The organism is Nocardiopsis coralliicola, assembly GCF_054779695.1.
In genome coordinates this window covers 20,359-35,410 of the sequence record NZ_BAAGXT010000023.1, presented here as the reverse complement: position 1 = coordinate 35,410, position 15,052 = coordinate 20,359, and the positions used below count along the sequence as shown (strand labels likewise).

At 74.9% G+C, this 15,052-nt stretch carries 10 protein-coding genes; 9 read left to right on the top strand and 1 reads right to left on the bottom strand.

Features of this window, described 5'->3' with window-relative positions:
* Window positions 1–38 precede the first annotated feature (38 nt).
* The 3 genes from aspS to ACYVGT_RS16750 all read left to right on the top strand — a co-directional run bounded on the left by aspS (window position 39) and on the right by ACYVGT_RS16750 (window position 5,915).
* Window positions 39–1,814 carry an aspartate--tRNA ligase gene (gene aspS, locus ACYVGT_RS16760; protein WP_460859285.1) on the top strand — a complete coding sequence of 592 codons (1,776 nt, stop codon included), beginning with the start codon at window positions 39–41 and terminating at the stop codon, window positions 1,812–1,814.
* 607 nt (window positions 1,815–2,421) lie between these two features.
* A complete protein-coding gene (locus tag ACYVGT_RS16755; RefSeq protein WP_460859282.1) occupies window positions 2,422–4,530 on the top strand; it encodes a SpoIIE family protein phosphatase in 2,109 nt (702 codons plus the stop codon).
* 53 nt (window positions 4,531–4,583) lie between these two features.
* Complete coding sequence (locus ACYVGT_RS16750) at window positions 4,584–5,915, top strand: replication-associated recombination protein A (RefSeq protein WP_460859279.1); 1,332 nt, start codon at window positions 4,584–4,586, stop codon at window positions 5,913–5,915.
* Window positions 5,916–5,955: 40 nt separating this feature from the next.
* Here ACYVGT_RS16750 and ACYVGT_RS16745 read toward each other — a convergent pair whose 3' ends face one another.
* Complete coding sequence (locus ACYVGT_RS16745) at window positions 5,956–7,608, bottom strand: serine/threonine-protein kinase (protein WP_460859277.1); 1,653 nt, start codon at window positions 7,606–7,608, stop codon at window positions 5,956–5,958.
* Window positions 7,609–7,944: 336 nt separating this feature from the next.
* Here ACYVGT_RS16745 and ACYVGT_RS16740 point away from each other — a divergent pair, with 336 nt between their 5' ends.
* The 6 genes from ACYVGT_RS16740 (at window position 7,945) to ACYVGT_RS16715 (ending at window position 14,959) form a co-directional block, all read left to right on the top strand.
* Window positions 7,945–8,352 (top strand): DUF948 domain-containing protein, encoded by a 408-nt coding sequence (locus tag ACYVGT_RS16740; protein ID WP_460859274.1) that lies wholly within the window; start codon window positions 7,945–7,947, stop codon window positions 8,350–8,352.
* A complete protein-coding gene (locus tag ACYVGT_RS16735; RefSeq protein WP_460859272.1) occupies window positions 8,349–8,660 on the top strand; it encodes a hypothetical protein in 312 nt (103 codons plus the stop codon). Before ACYVGT_RS16740 ends, ACYVGT_RS16735 begins: the two co-directional genes overlap by 4 nt.
* Complete coding sequence (gene alaS, locus ACYVGT_RS16730; RefSeq protein ID WP_460859270.1) at window positions 8,661–11,330, top strand: alanine--tRNA ligase; 2,670 nt, start codon at window positions 8,661–8,663, stop codon at window positions 11,328–11,330.
* A gap of 163 nt (window positions 11,331–11,493) precedes the next feature.
* The gene (gene ruvX / locus ACYVGT_RS16725; RefSeq protein WP_460859268.1) at window positions 11,494–11,973 is read left to right on the top strand and encodes a Holliday junction resolvase RuvX; all 480 of its coding nucleotides are present in this window, start codon (window positions 11,494–11,496) and stop codon (window positions 11,971–11,973) included.
* On the top strand, window positions 11,970–14,129 hold the full coding sequence (gene mltG / locus ACYVGT_RS16720) for an endolytic transglycosylase MltG (RefSeq protein ID WP_460859265.1): 2,160 nt from the start codon (window positions 11,970–11,972) through the stop codon (window positions 14,127–14,129). The genes ruvX and mltG overlap by 4 nt, the downstream gene beginning before the upstream one ends.
* Entirely contained in the window at window positions 14,129–14,959 is an 831-nt protein-coding gene (locus ACYVGT_RS16715) for a shikimate dehydrogenase (RefSeq protein ID WP_460859263.1), read from the top strand. Before mltG ends, ACYVGT_RS16715 begins: the two co-directional genes overlap by 1 nt.
* Window positions 14,960–15,052 lie beyond the last annotated feature (93 nt).

Sequence of the window (15,052 nt, the reverse complement as noted above, 5' to 3'; positions counted from 1 at the left end):
CGGTCCTGAGTCCAGGATCCACACCAAGGAGAACCCCGTTGATCCGCACGCATGACGCCGGCTCGCTGCGCGAGCAGCACGCCGGCGAGACCGTCGTCCTCGCCGGGTGGGTGGCCCGCCGCCGCGACCACGGCGGCGTCGTCTTCCTCGACCTGCGCGACGCCTCCGGCGTCGTCCAGACCGTCGTCCGCGAGGACGATCTGGCGCACGACCTGCGCGCCGAATACTGCATCGCGGTGACCGGGGCGGTCCGGGTCCGGCCGGAGGGCAACGAGAACCCCGAGATCCCGACCGGCGGCATCGAGGTGGCGGCCTCCTCCATCGAGGTCCTCAGCGAGGCCGCGCCGCTCCCGTTCCCGCTGGACGGCTCGCAGGACGTCTCCGAAGAGGCCCGCCTGCGCTACCGCTACCTCGACATCCGCCGCCCGGAGATGGCGGAGAACCTGCGCACCCGCTCCACGGCGACCTACATCGTGCACGAGGTCATGCGCGAGCTCGACTTCGTCGGGGTGGAGACGCCCACGCTGACCGTCTCCACGCCGGAGGGCGCCCGCGACTTCCTGGTGCCGGTCCGCCTCCAGCCCGGCCACTGGTACGGGCTTCCGCAGTCGCCGCAGCTGTTCAAGCAGCTGCTCATGGTCGGCGGGCTCGAGCGGTACTACCAGATCGCCCGCTGCTACCGGGACGAGGACTTCCGGGCCGACCGCCAGCCCGAGTTCACCCAGGTCGACATCGAGATGAGCTTCGTCGACCAGGAGGACGTCATCGCGGTCGGCGAGAAGCTCATCGCCCGCCTGTGGAGTGAGGTGCTCGGCACCGACATCCCGCTGCCGCTGCCGCGGATGGCGTTCGCCGAGGCGATGGACCGGTACGGCTCCGACAAGCCCGACCTGCGGTTCGGCTGCGAGCTGGCCGAGGTCACCGCGTTCTTCGCGGACACCCCGTTCCGCGTGTTCCAGGCCCCCTACGTCGGCGCGGTGGTGATGCCCGGCGGCGCCGGCCAGACCCGCAAGGAGCTCGACGCCTGGCAGGACTGGGCGAAGGCGCGCGGCGCCAAGGGCCTCGCCTACGTCCTGGTGCAGCCCGACGGCTCGCTCACCGGGCCGGTCGCCAAGAACATCTCCGAGGCCGAGCGCGCGGGCCTCGCCGCGCAGGTCGGCGCGGAGCCGGGCGACGCCGTGTTCTTCGCGGCCGGCCCCCGCCGCTCCTCCCAGGAGCTGCTCGGCGCCGCGCGGCTGGAGATCGGCCGCCGCCTCGACCTCGTCGACGAGTCCGCCTGGTCGTTCCTGTGGGTCGTCGACGCGCCCATGTTCGAGGAGGACGGCGACGGCGGCTGGACCTCGGTGCACCACCCGTTCACCGGGCCGAAGCCGGAGTGGGCCGAGTCCTTCGAGAAGGACCCCGGCAACGCGCTGGCCTACGCCTACGACATGGTCTGCAACGGCTCCGAGATCGGCGGCGGCTCGATCCGCATCCACCGCTCCGACATCCAGGAGCGGGTCTTCTCGGTGCTCGGCGTCTCCGAAGAGCAGGCGCGGGCCAAGTTCGGCTTCCTGCTGGACGCGTTCCAGTTCGGCCCGCCGCCGCACGGCGGCATCGCGTTCGGGTGGGACCGCATCCTCACCCTGCTGACCGGCAGCGAGTCGATCCGCGACGTGATCGCCTTCCCCAAGACGGCCTCCGGCAGCGATCCGCTGACCGGTGCGCCGACGCCGATCACCGCGGCCCAGCGGGCCGAGGCCGGCATCGACGCCGACCCCGAGGCGGAGAAGGCGGAGAAGGAGCGGAAGCACAAGGCCGAGCAGGAGAAGTAGGCAGCGCAGCGCCTCCGGAGCGGCCGCGGCACCGGTGCCGCCGGACCGGTACCAGGCTGGCCGCGCGTTCCACCGCCGCTCCCGGGAAGGGGGCCGCCGCATCCCGGCGGCCCCCTTTCGCGCGTCCGGTCCCGGCGGCCCGCTGCGCCGCCCCCGCCCCCTTGCTCCGCCGCCGCGCGCAGCGGGGGGCCGGTGCCGCCGCGGGCGCGCCGGGAAGAGCGGGGGCCGTGCGGCAGGCGGGAATGCCGGCTCGGAAAGGAGTGCCGCGAACGCTCCGGCCTTTCCCGCCCGGCGGCGCTGCGGCAGATCAGTCGAATGCCATTATTCGGAGAAAACGGGGTAAAAAGTTCACGGCCGGCGGCGGCATTTCGGCGGGGATCGGCGGCCGATCGACCGGAATCGGCCTCGCCAGCGGGGGATTTCCGCTGCAGATTCCGGTTCCGCGGGATCCGGCTGCTGGCACGGGCGTGCTCCGTGGGCGAAAAGGGGGCCGATTCGCATACGGTGGAGTTCTACCGCGCTGTGCGAACGGCACCGACATTCCGCCGCCCCGCCGCGGACTCTCGCGCGCGGTGTCCGTACCGACGTCAGGGATGAAAAACGACTCGTGAACCGCTCAACCGCGGCTTTCGACGGCGCACCCGCCGCACTGGCGGTGGTCGACCGCGCCGGTGCCGTCCTGCTGGTCAACCAGGCGTTCACCCAAGTGACCGGGTATTCCGCGGAGGGTGCGACCGGCCGCCCCTGGCCCGACCTGCTGGCCCCGTCGGACTGCGGGCGCGGCTGGGACCTGCACCGCGACGCCTTCTCCGGCGCTGAGCCGCGCCCGCGCACCCTCGCTGTGCAGGCGCCGGACGGCACCCGCCGCCGGCTCACCGTGCGCGGCCGGCGGCTCAGCCCCGGCCCCCGCGGCTCCGACGGAGCCCCGCCCGCCGAATCCTCCGCGGCGGCGGGCGGCTCCGCCGCACCGGTCTCGCTCGCCGCTCCGGCCGTACCCCAGCCCGCCAGCGCCGCCGCCGACGGGGCCGCACCGGGCTCCGCGCGTGCCGCGGCGGCCGACGGCGGGCCCACCGCCGTCATCATGCTGCAGGAGGCGCTCCGCGACGAAGAGGTGCTGCGCGCCGTCACCGAGCTGCGCACGGCCGGCTCCGACACCGCCCTGTGGACGCTCGACCTCACCACCGGCCGCTTCCGCGAGCTCTTCGGCCCCTCGCCGCTGGGCCGGATGCTCGGCGGCGGCGTCCGCGGCCTCGAAGGGCTGCTCTCCCGCGTGCACCCGGACGACATCGCCCGCGTCCGCGACGCGATGGAGGCCTCAAAGCAGGGCCGCGACTACGAGCAGCGGTTCCGGATGACCGACCAGGTCGGCGATGAGCGGGTGCTGCACGCCAAGGCCCGCTACATCGGCGGGGACGCCGAATCCGAAGCCCGGCTGGTCGGCGTCGTCGACGACGTCACCGAGCATGTCCAGCTGATCCGCCGGCTCGCCGACCGACGCCGGATCGAGGCCGCGCAGGGCCGCCAGGTCACCGAGCTCGCCGCCAAGCTCGTCTCGGCCACCACCGTCGACGAGGTCACCGGGCTGCTGGCCGAGGAGTTCGTCCCGATCTTCGGCGGCAGCGACGCCCGCGTCATGCTCGTCGACGAGGGGGTACTGCGCCGCTACCCCTCCCACACCGGCACCGACCCGGACGGCACCGACAGCCTCATCGACGGCCGCGATGCCGGCGACACCACCTATCCGATGGGCGCCGTCGTCCAGGACCGCCAGCCGCGCTTCTTCGAGAGCCGCGCCGAGATGCTCGAGCGGTTCCCGGCCGCCGCCGACCTGATGCCGCGCACCACCGCCCAGTCCTGGGCCACCGTGCCGGTCTTCGGCGACCGCCGGATCGCGCTGGGCGTGTGGCAGGTGGCCTGGGACCGACCGCACCACGCCACCCCGGACGAGCGCGCCCTGATGCTCACCCTGGCCGGGCTCGCCGGCCAGGCGCTGCAGCGCGTCCAGCACCAGCAGGCCGAGCTGGAGCTCGCCGACGAGATGCAGCGGCGCATGCTGCCGCCGCAGATCCCGCCGGTGGAGAGCATGGACATCGCCGTGCGCTACCTGCCGGCCCGCGCCGGCTGGCGGGTGTGCGGCGACTTCTACGACGTCATCCCGCTGCCCGACCGCCGGGTCGGGCTCGTCGTCGGCGACGTGCAGGGGCACGGTGTCGAGGCCGCGGCGGCCATGGGGCAGATCCGGGTCGCCTTCCGCGCCTACGCCACCACCGCGGTCGACCCGGGCGTAGTGCTCGCGGAGACCAACCGGCTGCTCACCGAGACCGGCGAGATCGTCTTCGCCACCTGCGGCTACCTCGTCCTGGACCTGGACACCGGCCGGATGCAGGCGGCCTGGGCCGGCCAGCCGCCGGCCATCATCGCCAGCGGCGACGGCTACGAGGTCTGGGAGCCGGAGACCGGCCCGCCGGTCGGCGTGGAGGTCGACTCCAAGTACGCGGTCACCCAGCGCACGCTGCCGCCCGGGGCGACCCTGCTGATGTGCTCGGACGGCCTCGTCGAGAGCGCCGAGGTCGCGATGGACGACGGGCTGCGCGCGGCGGCCACCGCGCTGCGCGGCAAGACCGGCGACGTCGAGGCGGCCGCCACCGAACTGGTCGCGCTCACCCCGGCCGGCCGCAGCGACGACATCGCGATCCTCATCGCCCGGTTCTCCTGACGGCTCTGCCGCGGGGCCGGGCGGCCCGCTGCAGATGCCCTAGCCTGGGGAGCGTGTCCGAAACACTGTTCGACGACGCCGGCGCCGAAGCCGGCCGCACCCAGGAGCCGCTGGCCGTGCGGATGCGGCCGCGCACGCTGGACGAGGTGGCCGGCCAGGGCCACCTGCTCGGCGACGGCAGCCCGCTGCGCCGCCTGGTCGAGGACGACGCGCCCATGTCCCTCTTCCTCTGGGGCCCGCCCGGCACCGGCAAGACCACCCTGGCGACCGTCGTCAGCCGGGCCACCGAGCGCCGCTTCGTCGAGCTGTCGGCGACCAGCGCCGGGGTGAAGGACGTCCGCGCCGTGATCGACGAGGCCAAGCGGCGGATGGGCATGTACGGCACCCGCACGCTGCTCTTCGTCGACGAGGTCCACCGCTTCTCCAAGACCCAGCAGGACGCGCTGCTGCCCGCGGTGGAGAACCGGTGGGTCAGCTTCATCGGCGCCACCACCGAGAACCCCTTCTTCTCCGTCGTCAGCCCGCTGCTGTCCCGGTCGCTCCTGCTCACCCTGGAGTCGCTCGACGACGCCGACGTGCGCGGCGTCGTGCACCGCGCGCTGGCCGACGAGCGCGGCCTCGGCGGCCGCCAGACCCTGTCGGCCGAGGCCGAGGAGCACCTGGTGCGGCTCGCCGGCGGCGATGCCCGCCGCTCGCTCACCTACCTGGAGGCCGCCGCCCTGGTGGCGGGGGAGCGTTCCGGGATCACCGTGGCCGACCTTGAGCGCGCGGTGGACCGGCACGCCGTCCGCTACGACCGCTCCGGCGACCAGCACTACGACGTCATCAGCGCGTTCATCAAGAGCATGCGCGGCAGCGACCCGGACGCCGCGCTGCACTACCTCGCGCGGATGATCGAGGCCGGCGAGGACCCGCGGTTCATCGCCCGCCGCATCATCGTGCACGCCAGCGAGGACGTCGGCATGGCCGATCCGAGCGCCCTGCAGGCCGCCGTCGCCGCCGGGCGGGCCGTCGAGTTCATCGGCATGCCCGAGGCGCGGATCAACCTCGCCCAGGCCGTGGTGCACATCGCCCTGGCACCCAAGTCCAACGCAGTGATCACCGCGATCGACGAGGCACTGGCCGACGTGCGGGCCGGCAAGGCGGGGCCCGTCCCGGCGCACCTGCGCGACGCCCACTACGCCGGCGCGGCCGCGCTCGGGCACGGCGCCGGCTACCAGTACGCCCACGACTACCCCGGCGGAGTGGCGCCGCAGACGCACGCCCCCGAGGACCTGGTGGGCACCGAGTACTACCGGCCCACGGCGCACGGCGCCGAGCGCCGCTTCGGCGAGGTCCTGGAGCGCCTGCGCGCGGTCCGCCGCGGCGCCGCCCCGGAGGACTGACCGCACCGCCTTGGCGCCCCCCGGACCGCCGTCCGCAGGCTCACTGCCCGGCGGGCTCGGGGAACAGCTCGGTGATCGCCACCACGCGGAGCGCGTCCGGCGGCGCCCCGGACGGCTCCGCCGCTCCGCCGCCCGCACCATCGCCGCCGGCGGCTGCGCTCCCGCTGTCCGCGGAGGGTTCGGCCGCAGCGGACGCGGAGCCCGGCGGAGCGAACTCCACCTCGGCGATCACCGGCCGGCCCCACACGAGGTAGTCGGTGAAGTCGCTGCCGGTCACCGGGTAGCTGCCGCGGCCGTCGTCGATATGGCCGGGACCGGGCGCGCAGAACGACGCGCAGAGCACCTCTGCGCCGGGCGGGATCACCGCCGTCTCCGGCTCGGCGCCCTCGGCCTCCACCCAGTACTCGTTCCAGGTGTCGGCCGAGAGCTGGGCGCCCTGCGGGAGCTCCGCCGCCGGGTCGCGCTCCACGACGGTGAACGTCCACGGCCCGTCCACCGGGTTGTCCTGCTGCGCCGGGTCGAAGCGGACGGTCTCCACTCGCGGCCCGGTGGGGGAGGGCGACGCAGAGGGCTCCTGCGGCACCGCCGACTCCTCCGCCTCGTCGCCGACCAGGGTCAGGCCCACCGCGGCCCCGCCGACCAGCAGCGCCAGCGCCACGGCCAGTCCGGCGATCAGCAGCGGCCGCCGGCCGCGCCGGGCCGGCGTGCCGTCGTCGACCCGGATGACCCGCGGCAGCCGGGTGGGCGCCACCACGGCCTGCCACTCCCGGGCCAGCACCCGGGTGACCGCGGTGCCGCGCGGCTCTGCGGCGTCCGGCGGGCCGCCGTCCTCGGCGCCGGCCGCCGACTCCTGCTCCCACGCCGCGATCGCCGCCCCCAAGAGCTCGCGCACCGACGGCCGCCCGCCCGGGTCCTTGCTCAGCGCCCGCTCCAGCAGCGGCGCCAGCGAGTGCGGCACGCCCTCCAGCGACGGCTCCTCCTCCAGCACCCGGCGGGCGAGCTCCTCGGGCTCGCCGTGTCCGAAGGGGAGCCGGCCGGTGGCCGCGAACGCGGTGACCGCGCCCCACGCGAACACATCGGAGGCGGGCGAGGGCTCCGCGCCGCCGTGCCGCTCGGGGCTCAGCCACGCGCCGGCGGTGCGGACCAGGTGCTCCTCGTCGCCGGGCAGAGCGCAGTCCAGGATCCGCGGGCCGCCGCTGCCGATCAGCACGTTGTCCGGCTTGAGGTCGCCGTGCGCCACGCCGAGCCGGTGCAGCGCCTGCAGGCCCTCGGCCAGCCCGGCGGCCAGCGCCATCAGCCGGCCCGGGCCCAGCGCGCCGCGGCGCCGGATGAACGCCGCGAGCGGGATGCCGTCCACATACGGCATGGCCACCCACGGCGGCGCCGCGTCGGCGTCGAACTGCACCGGCGGCACGAAGACGCGCCCGTCGGCGGCCGCCACCGCGGACAGCCGCGCCCGCAGCTGCTCCCGGCCGGCCGGGTCGGCCAGCACCGGCGAGGTCAGCGCCTTCACCGCGGCGAGCGGGTCCGCGCCGCCGCGCGGGTCCACGGCCGCGTACACGGTCCCGGTCCCGCCAGCGCCGATCCGCCCGATCACGAGGTAGCGCCCGAGCCGGCGCGGGTCGCCGGAGGTGGGCGCAGCGAGGTTCTGCGGAACGAGGACGGACATCTCGTGCGCGGAGCTTCGGCTCATAGGGGTCCAACCGGGGAGGCGGGGCAGGGCAGCGGCAGGGCTGCGGGACTGCGGAAGCGGTCAGGGCAGGCGCAGCGGGAGCGGGGGCGCGGCGCAATGCTAGAGGAATCGGATGAAGCGGGCAGCGGTCCCCGGTGGTCCTTCGGATTGTGCGCCATCACCGGGCGCCCGTCGACGCCCCGGCCGCTCCGGACGCGATAGGGTCGACCCCATTCGGACGGCCGGAACCCGGCGCCGCGCCCCTGCCGAGCCTCGCTTCGCGACCGCTCGGCTGCGAGCGCGCAGCGGCGCCCCGGCCGTCCGGTCCCACGGCCCCCGACGCCTACGGAGCCCCGCATGCTGACCGCAGGAGAGCTCGCCGCGCTCATCGCGGCAGTGGTCTGGACGGTCCTGGTCGCCTTCCTGTGCGTCGCGCTGGTGCGGCTGACCCGGCTGCTCGGCGAGACCACCAAGGTGGTGGCCGAGTTCGGCGAGCGCGCCCGGCCGCTGCTCGACGACCTCGCTGCCACGGTGGAGCGCACCGACGCCTCCCTGGACCGGGTGGAGGAGATCACCTCCAACGTCGCCACCACCACCGAAGACCTGTCCACGATGACCGCGCTGACCCGCTCCGTGGTGACCGGGCCGCTGGTCAAGGCCGCATCGCTGTCCTACGGGGTGCGCAGCGTGCTGGGCCGGCGCCGCGCGCTCGCCCTCATCCGCACCAAGAAGCGCCGCGCGCGCTCCGCCCGGGGGGACCGATGATCGGCCGGTTGGCCTATCTTGTCGCAGGTGCCGCGCTCGGCGGGTATGTTGTGCACAAGCTCAATCGCACGGCGCGTGCGTGGAGCCCCGACGGCATCGCCGACCGCGTCGAGGGTCGCATCGACGACTACCGCTCCGCTCTCCGCGAGTTCACCGAGGACGTCCACGCCGCGACCGCGCAGGCGGAGGGCGACCTGCTCCGCCGCTACGCCCGCCCGCCGGCCCTGCCGCGGCATGCGCGGGACGGCCACGACATCCACGGCGTCGACGGCGCCGCCGACGCCCCCGAGAAGAAGGACGGCCCCTAGATGGAGACGGCAGAAATCGCGCGCCGCTTCCTCGCTTTCTTTGAGAAGAACGGTCACACCGTCGTCCCCTCGGCGAGCCTGATCGCAGAGGACCCGACCCTGCTGCTGGTCCCGGCCGGCATGGTGCCGTTCAAGCCCTACTTCCTGGGCCAGCGCACGCCGCCGTGGGACACCGCGACCAGCGTGCAGAAGTGCATCCGCACCAAGGACATCGAGGAGGTCGGCAAGACCTCCCGGCACGCCACCTTCTTCCAGATGCTGGGCAACTTCTCCTTCGGCGACTACTTCAAGGAGCGGGCCATCCCGCTCGCCTGGGAGCTCGTCACCTCGCCGGTCGAGCAGGGCGGCTTCGGCATCGACCCGGAGCGGCTCTGGGTCACCGTCTACCTCGACGACGACGAGGCCGCATCCATCTGGCGGGACAAGGTCGGCGTGCCCGCGGAGCGCATCCAGCGCATGGGCATGGACGAGAACTACTGGGACATGGGGGTCCCCGGCCCCTGCGGACCCTGCTCCGAGATCTTCTACGACCGCGGCCCCGAGTACGGCGCCGAGGGCGGGCCGGCAGCGGACGAGAACCGCTACATCGAGATCTGGAACCTCGTCTTCATGCAGTACGAGCGGGGTGAAGGGGCCGGCAAGGACTACCCGATCCTCGGCGACCTGCCGAAGAAGAACATCGACACCGGACTCGGCTTGGAGCGGCTCGCCGCCGTCCTGCAGGGCGTCGACAACATCTACGAGACCGACATCATCGGCCGGGTGCTGCACCGCGCCGCCGAACTCAGCGGCACCCGCTACGGCGACGACGAAGGCACCGACGTGCAGCTGCGCGTGGTCGCCGACCACGTGCGCAGCGCCGTCATGCTGGTCGGCGACGGCGTCCGGCCCGGCAACGAGAAGGCCGGCTACGTGCTGCGCCGCATCCTCCGCCGGTCCATCCGCAACCTGCGGCTGCTCTCCGGCACCGACGCCGCCTTCCTGCACGAGCTGACCGCGGTCAGCATCGACGCGATGAAGGACATCTACCCCGACCTGTCCGAGCGGGCCGAGTCGATCCACCGCGTCATCGACGCCGAGGAGCGCAACTTCGCCGACACGCTGCGCTCGGGCACCGCGCTGTTCAACCGCGCCGCCGAGCGCACCCGCAGCGCGGGCGGCAGCACCGTCTCCGGCAGCGACGCCTTCCAGCTGCACGACACCTACGGCTTCCCCATCGACCTCACCCTGGAGATGGCCGCCGAGCAGGGCCTGCGCGTCGACGAAGACGAGTTCACCGCCCTCATGCAGCACCAGCGGGACACCGCCAAGGCCGACGCGAAGGCGAAGAAGCTCGGCAACGCCGACATCTCCGTCTACGCCGAACTGCTCGACACCAGCGGAGCCACCGACTTCACCGGCTACACCGACGCCGAGGACGAGGCGCGCATCCTCGGCCTGATCGTCGACGGCACGGCGGTCCCGGCGGCGCGGACCGGCGACCGGGTCGAGATCGTGCTGGACCGCACCCCGTTCTACGGCGAATCCGGCGGCCAGCTCGCCGACCACGGCACCATCAGCTCCGAGGGCCGCGGCGCCGCCGACGTCGACGACGTCCAGAAGCCGCTGCCCGGACTGTTCGTGCACCGCGGCACGGTGCGCTCCGGCGAGCTCGTCGTCGACGACACCGTGCACGCCGCCATCGACCGCGACCGGCGCGCCGCGGTCTCGCGGGCGCACTCGGCCACCCACCTCATCCACTCGGCGCTGCGCAACGCGCTCGGCCCCGCGGCCGGCCAGGCGGGCTCGGAGAACCGGCCCGGCCAGCTGCGGTTCGACTTCACCGCCGACCGCGCCCTGTCAGCCTCCGAGCTCGGAATGGTCGAGGAGGAGGTCAACACCGTCCTCGCCGGCGACATCGAGGTGCGCGACTTCCAGACCACCATGGACGAGGCGCTGAAGATGGGCGCGCTCGCCATGTTCGGCGAGAAGTACGGCGACCGGGTCCGCGTCGTCGAGATGAGCGACTACTCCCGCGAGCTGTGCGGCGGCACCCACGTGCGCGCCACCGGCAACCTCGGCGTGGTGAAGCTGCTCGGCGAGTCCTCGGTCGGCGCCGGTGTGCGCCGCGTCGAAGCCGTCGTCGGCATCGACGCGTTCCGCCGGCTGTCCACCGAGTCGCTCCTGGTCGGCCGCCTCTCCGAGCAGCTCAAGACGCCCCGCGAGGAGCTGCCGGAGCGGATCGACGGCATCGTCTCCCGGCTGCGCGCCGCGGAGAAGGAGATCGAGAAGCTCCGCGCCGACCAGGTCCTGCAGGCGGCGGCCGGCCTGGCCGCCGGCGCCCGGGAGACCGCCGGCGCGCTGCTGGTCACCCACCGCGCCGACGACGGAGTCTCCGGTGACGACCTCCGCCGCCTCGCCCTGGACGTGCGCGGCCGGCTCGGCGCTGAGCGCCCGGTCGTGGTCGCCGTCGCCGGGGTACCCAAGGACCGGCCGGTCGTCGTGGTCGCCGCCAACCCCGCGGCGAACCAGCGCGGCCTCAAGGCCGGCGACCTCGTCGGCACTGCGGCCCGGGTGCTCGGCGGCGGTGGCGGCGGCAAGCCCGACGTGGCGCAGGGCGGCGGCACCGACGCCGCCGCGGCCGACGCCGCGCTGCAGGCGGTTGCCGAGCGCATCGCCGCCTCCGCCTGACGGCACACGCCGCGAGGACCGATCTGACGGCCGCGCACCGGCCCCACCCCGGCGCGCGGCCTCCCGCCGCCGCGCCGCCGAGTCGGCGCGAGCCGAGAAAGGACACCCCCGACGTGACCCCTCCCTCCTCCCCTCCCCGCATCCGCATGGGGGAGTCGGGCCGTTGAGGCACGGCGTACGAATCGCTGTCGACCCCGGCGGCGCCCGCATCGGCGTCGCAGCCTGCGACCCGGCAGGACTCATCGCGACGCCGGTGGAGACCGTGCGGCGAGGGACGGGCGACATCGACCGCATCACCGAACTCGTCCTGTCCTACGAAGCGCGCGAGGTCGTCATCGGCCTGCCCGCGTCGCTGTCCGGTGCCGAGGGCTCCTCGGCGCGCTTGGCGCGCCGGTTCGCCGCCGAGCTCGCCGCGCACCTGGCCCCCGTCCCGGTCCGGCTGGTCGATGAGCGGCTCACCTCCGTCACCGCGCGCCAGCACCTGCACTCCGGTGCGTCGTTCCGCGGCAAGGGCGCCAAAGGCGGCCGCGAGCGCCGCTCGGTGATCGACCAGGCCGCCGCAACCGTGCTGCTGCAGGGCGCGCTGGACGCCGAGCGCTCCGCCGGCCGCCCCCCGGGCGAGATCGTCGAGGTGGCCCGATGACCGGCAGAGGAGGCGACCGGGGCCTGTGGCCCGGTGAAGAGCCCGGCCAGGGATACCCCGGCGGCTATCCGGACCCGCACGACCCCTACGCCGAGTACGGCGTCCCGCGCTACCGCGGGCGGCGCGAGCGGAGCGGCCCCCCGCCCGAGGACACCGGGCCGTTCGCCGGCGGCGACCCGCTCACCGACCCGTGGCCGGGCCAGGGCAGCCGGCACCGCGGCCGGCACGGCACCGGACCCACCCCGGCGGTCGGCCCGGACACCGAGCCCCCGGCCCCCGAAGGCGGCCGGCGCGGCCGCCGCCGCAAGCCGGAGACCGATCCCGGCTCCTTCCCGGAGCGCATGGGCTTCCGCGACCCCGGTGCGGACACCGGGGACTTCCCAGCCCGCGCGGACCGCGCAGACACCGGGGAGGCGCCGGATTCCGGCGCGGACACCGGTCCCTTCCGCGCCCGCTCCCGGCCGTCCGAGGAGCACGAGCACGCCGAGCGGCGGCCGGGGCGCCGCCGAAAGTCGGCCGCCCCCGCTGACGACAGCGACCCGCTGGGCTTCGCCGCGCTGGGCCCCGACGACGGCCCGGACCCCCTCGACGAGCCGCTCCGGCACCGGCCCCTCGACTTCGACGCTGTCCCCGTACGGCGCAAGGGCGGGCGCCGCGGCGCGACGCCCGCCCGGCGCCGGCCGGACCCGGTCGAGGACGAAGGACAGGCCGGCGCCTTCGGCGACCTGCGCGGCGACGGCGGAGAGGACGACGGCTTCGACGCCTTCGGCAGCCGGGGGCGCGGCCGCGCTGCGGACCGCTCCGGCGCGGACGACGACGGTGATCCGGACCGCGGGTTCGACGACGGCTACGACGGCTACGGCGGCGAGCCCGAGGACGAGCCCGAGGAGCGCGGCGGCCGCCGGTCGCGCCGTGCCCGCCGGCGGGCCGGAGCCGGCTCCGGCCGCTCCGAGGACGATGACTACGACGACGATGACTACGACGACGGGGACGCCGACGACGAGGAGGAGTCCGCGGCGCGCTCCGGGGGCGGCCGCAGACGCCGCGCGGGGAAGGCGAAGAAGGGGAGCGCCGGCCGCGGCCGCAAGAGCGGGCGCCGGGACCGCGGCGACCGCGGCGGGCGCCGCCCCGGCAAGCGCGGGCTGGCCGTCGCGGCGGCGGTCCTCCTCGTCGCCGGGACCGGGGTCGCGGGCCGCACCTACCTGTTCCCGGCCGACTACGACGGGGCCGGCAGCAGCGAGGTAGAGGTCGTCGTCCCGGAGGGCGCCAGCGGCGCAGCGATCGGCGAGCTCCTCGCCGAAGAGGACGTCGTCGCCAGCTCCCGGTCGTTCGTCAACGCGCTGGACGGCGGTGAGGAGATCAGCCCCGGCACCTACCGGATGCGCTCGCAGATGAGCGCGGAGAGCGCCGTCGCCGCACTGCTCGACCCCGACTCGCGCATCGACGTCCGGGTCACCGTGCGCGAAGGGGTGCGGGCCTCCGGGATCCTCCACCAGCTCTCCGAAGAGGTCGGCATCGACCGCGAGGAGCTGGACGCCGCCTATGCCGACACCGAGGCGCTCGGGCTGCCCCCCTACGCCGAGGAGGGGCCGGAGGGCTACCTGTTCCCGGACACCTACGCCTTCGCGCCCGACGACTCGGCCGAGGAGATCCTCAGCCAGATGGTGGACCGGTACAAGGCCACCGCCGAGGACCCCTCTGTCGACGTCGAGGGCCGCGCCGGCGACGTCGGCCTGGAGCCCAACGAGGTGATGGCCGTCGCCTCCATCGTGCAGGCCGAGACCGGTTCGGCCGAGGACATGCCCAAGATTGCCGCGGTCGTCTACAACCGGCTGGAGCAGGGCATGGAGCTCGGCATGGACAGCACCTGCTTCTACGTCATCGGCGAGCACGGCATCGCACTGACCAACGCCCAGCTGGAGCAGTGCAAGGCCGCCGAGAGCGAGTACGCCACCTACGGGCGCACCGGCCTGCCGGCCGGCCCGATCGTGAGCCCCGGTGCGGACGCCATCGAAGCGGCCCTCTCCCCGTCCCAGGGCGACTGGCTCTACTTCGTCGCCACCGACCCCGAAGCCGGCACCACCGAGTTCGCCGAGACCTATGACGAGTTCCTGGTCCTGAAGGAGCGCTTCCAGCAGAACTGGCAGGAGGGCTGATGCGGCGCGCCGCGGTTCTCGGCTCGCCGGTCGCGCACTCCCTGTCGCCGGCGCTGCACCGCGCCGCCTACACGGCGCTGGGCCTCGCCGGCGGCTGGGAGTACGGCAGGTTCGAGTGCGACGAGGCAGCGCTGCCCGGCTTCCTGGACTCGTGCGGGCCGGAATGGGCCGGCCTGTCCCTCACCATGCCGCTCAAGAAGGCCGCGCTGGCCTGCGCCGATACCGCCGACCCGGTCGCGGTCGCGGTGGGCGCCGCCAACACCCTGGTGCTGTCGCCGAGCGGCCGGCACGCCGCCAACACCGATGTCGACGGCGTCGAGCGCGCCCTCGCCGAGGGCGGCGCGGCACCGCCGCAGGGCGCACCCGCAGTGGTCCTGGGCGGCGGGGCGACCGCTGCCTCCGCCGTTGCGGCGCTGCACCGCTCCGGTGCCGGGCGCATCACCGTGCTCGCGCGCGATCCGCGGCGCGCCCGCGGTGTCGTCGAGGCGGCCGAGCGGATCGGCGCCGACGCGGCCCTGGCCCCTCTGGCCGAGCTGGGCCGGTACCTGCCGGTGCCGCTGGTGGCCAGCACGCTGCCGGCCAGCGCCGCCGACGCCGTCGCCCGGCAGGTCGCGGACGGCGCCGGCGCCGTCTTCGACGTGGTCTACGCGCCGTGGCCCACCGCGCTCGGCGCCGCCGCGCAGGCCGCGGGCGTGCCCGCGGTCGGCGGCCTGCCGATGCTGGTGCACCAGGCGGCCGTGCAGGTTGAGCTGATGACCGGGCGCGCGCCCGCACCGGTGCAGGCCATGCGCGACGCGGTCTCCAGCGCCGGCCGGGGGCTGGTAGAGTGACATCCTGACCTGATCCGGGCAGTCCCACGGGCCGCCCGGAGAACAAAGCGGAGGCGATCTCCCACCCGTCGGGCGCAGCTCGCACGGGTAGCC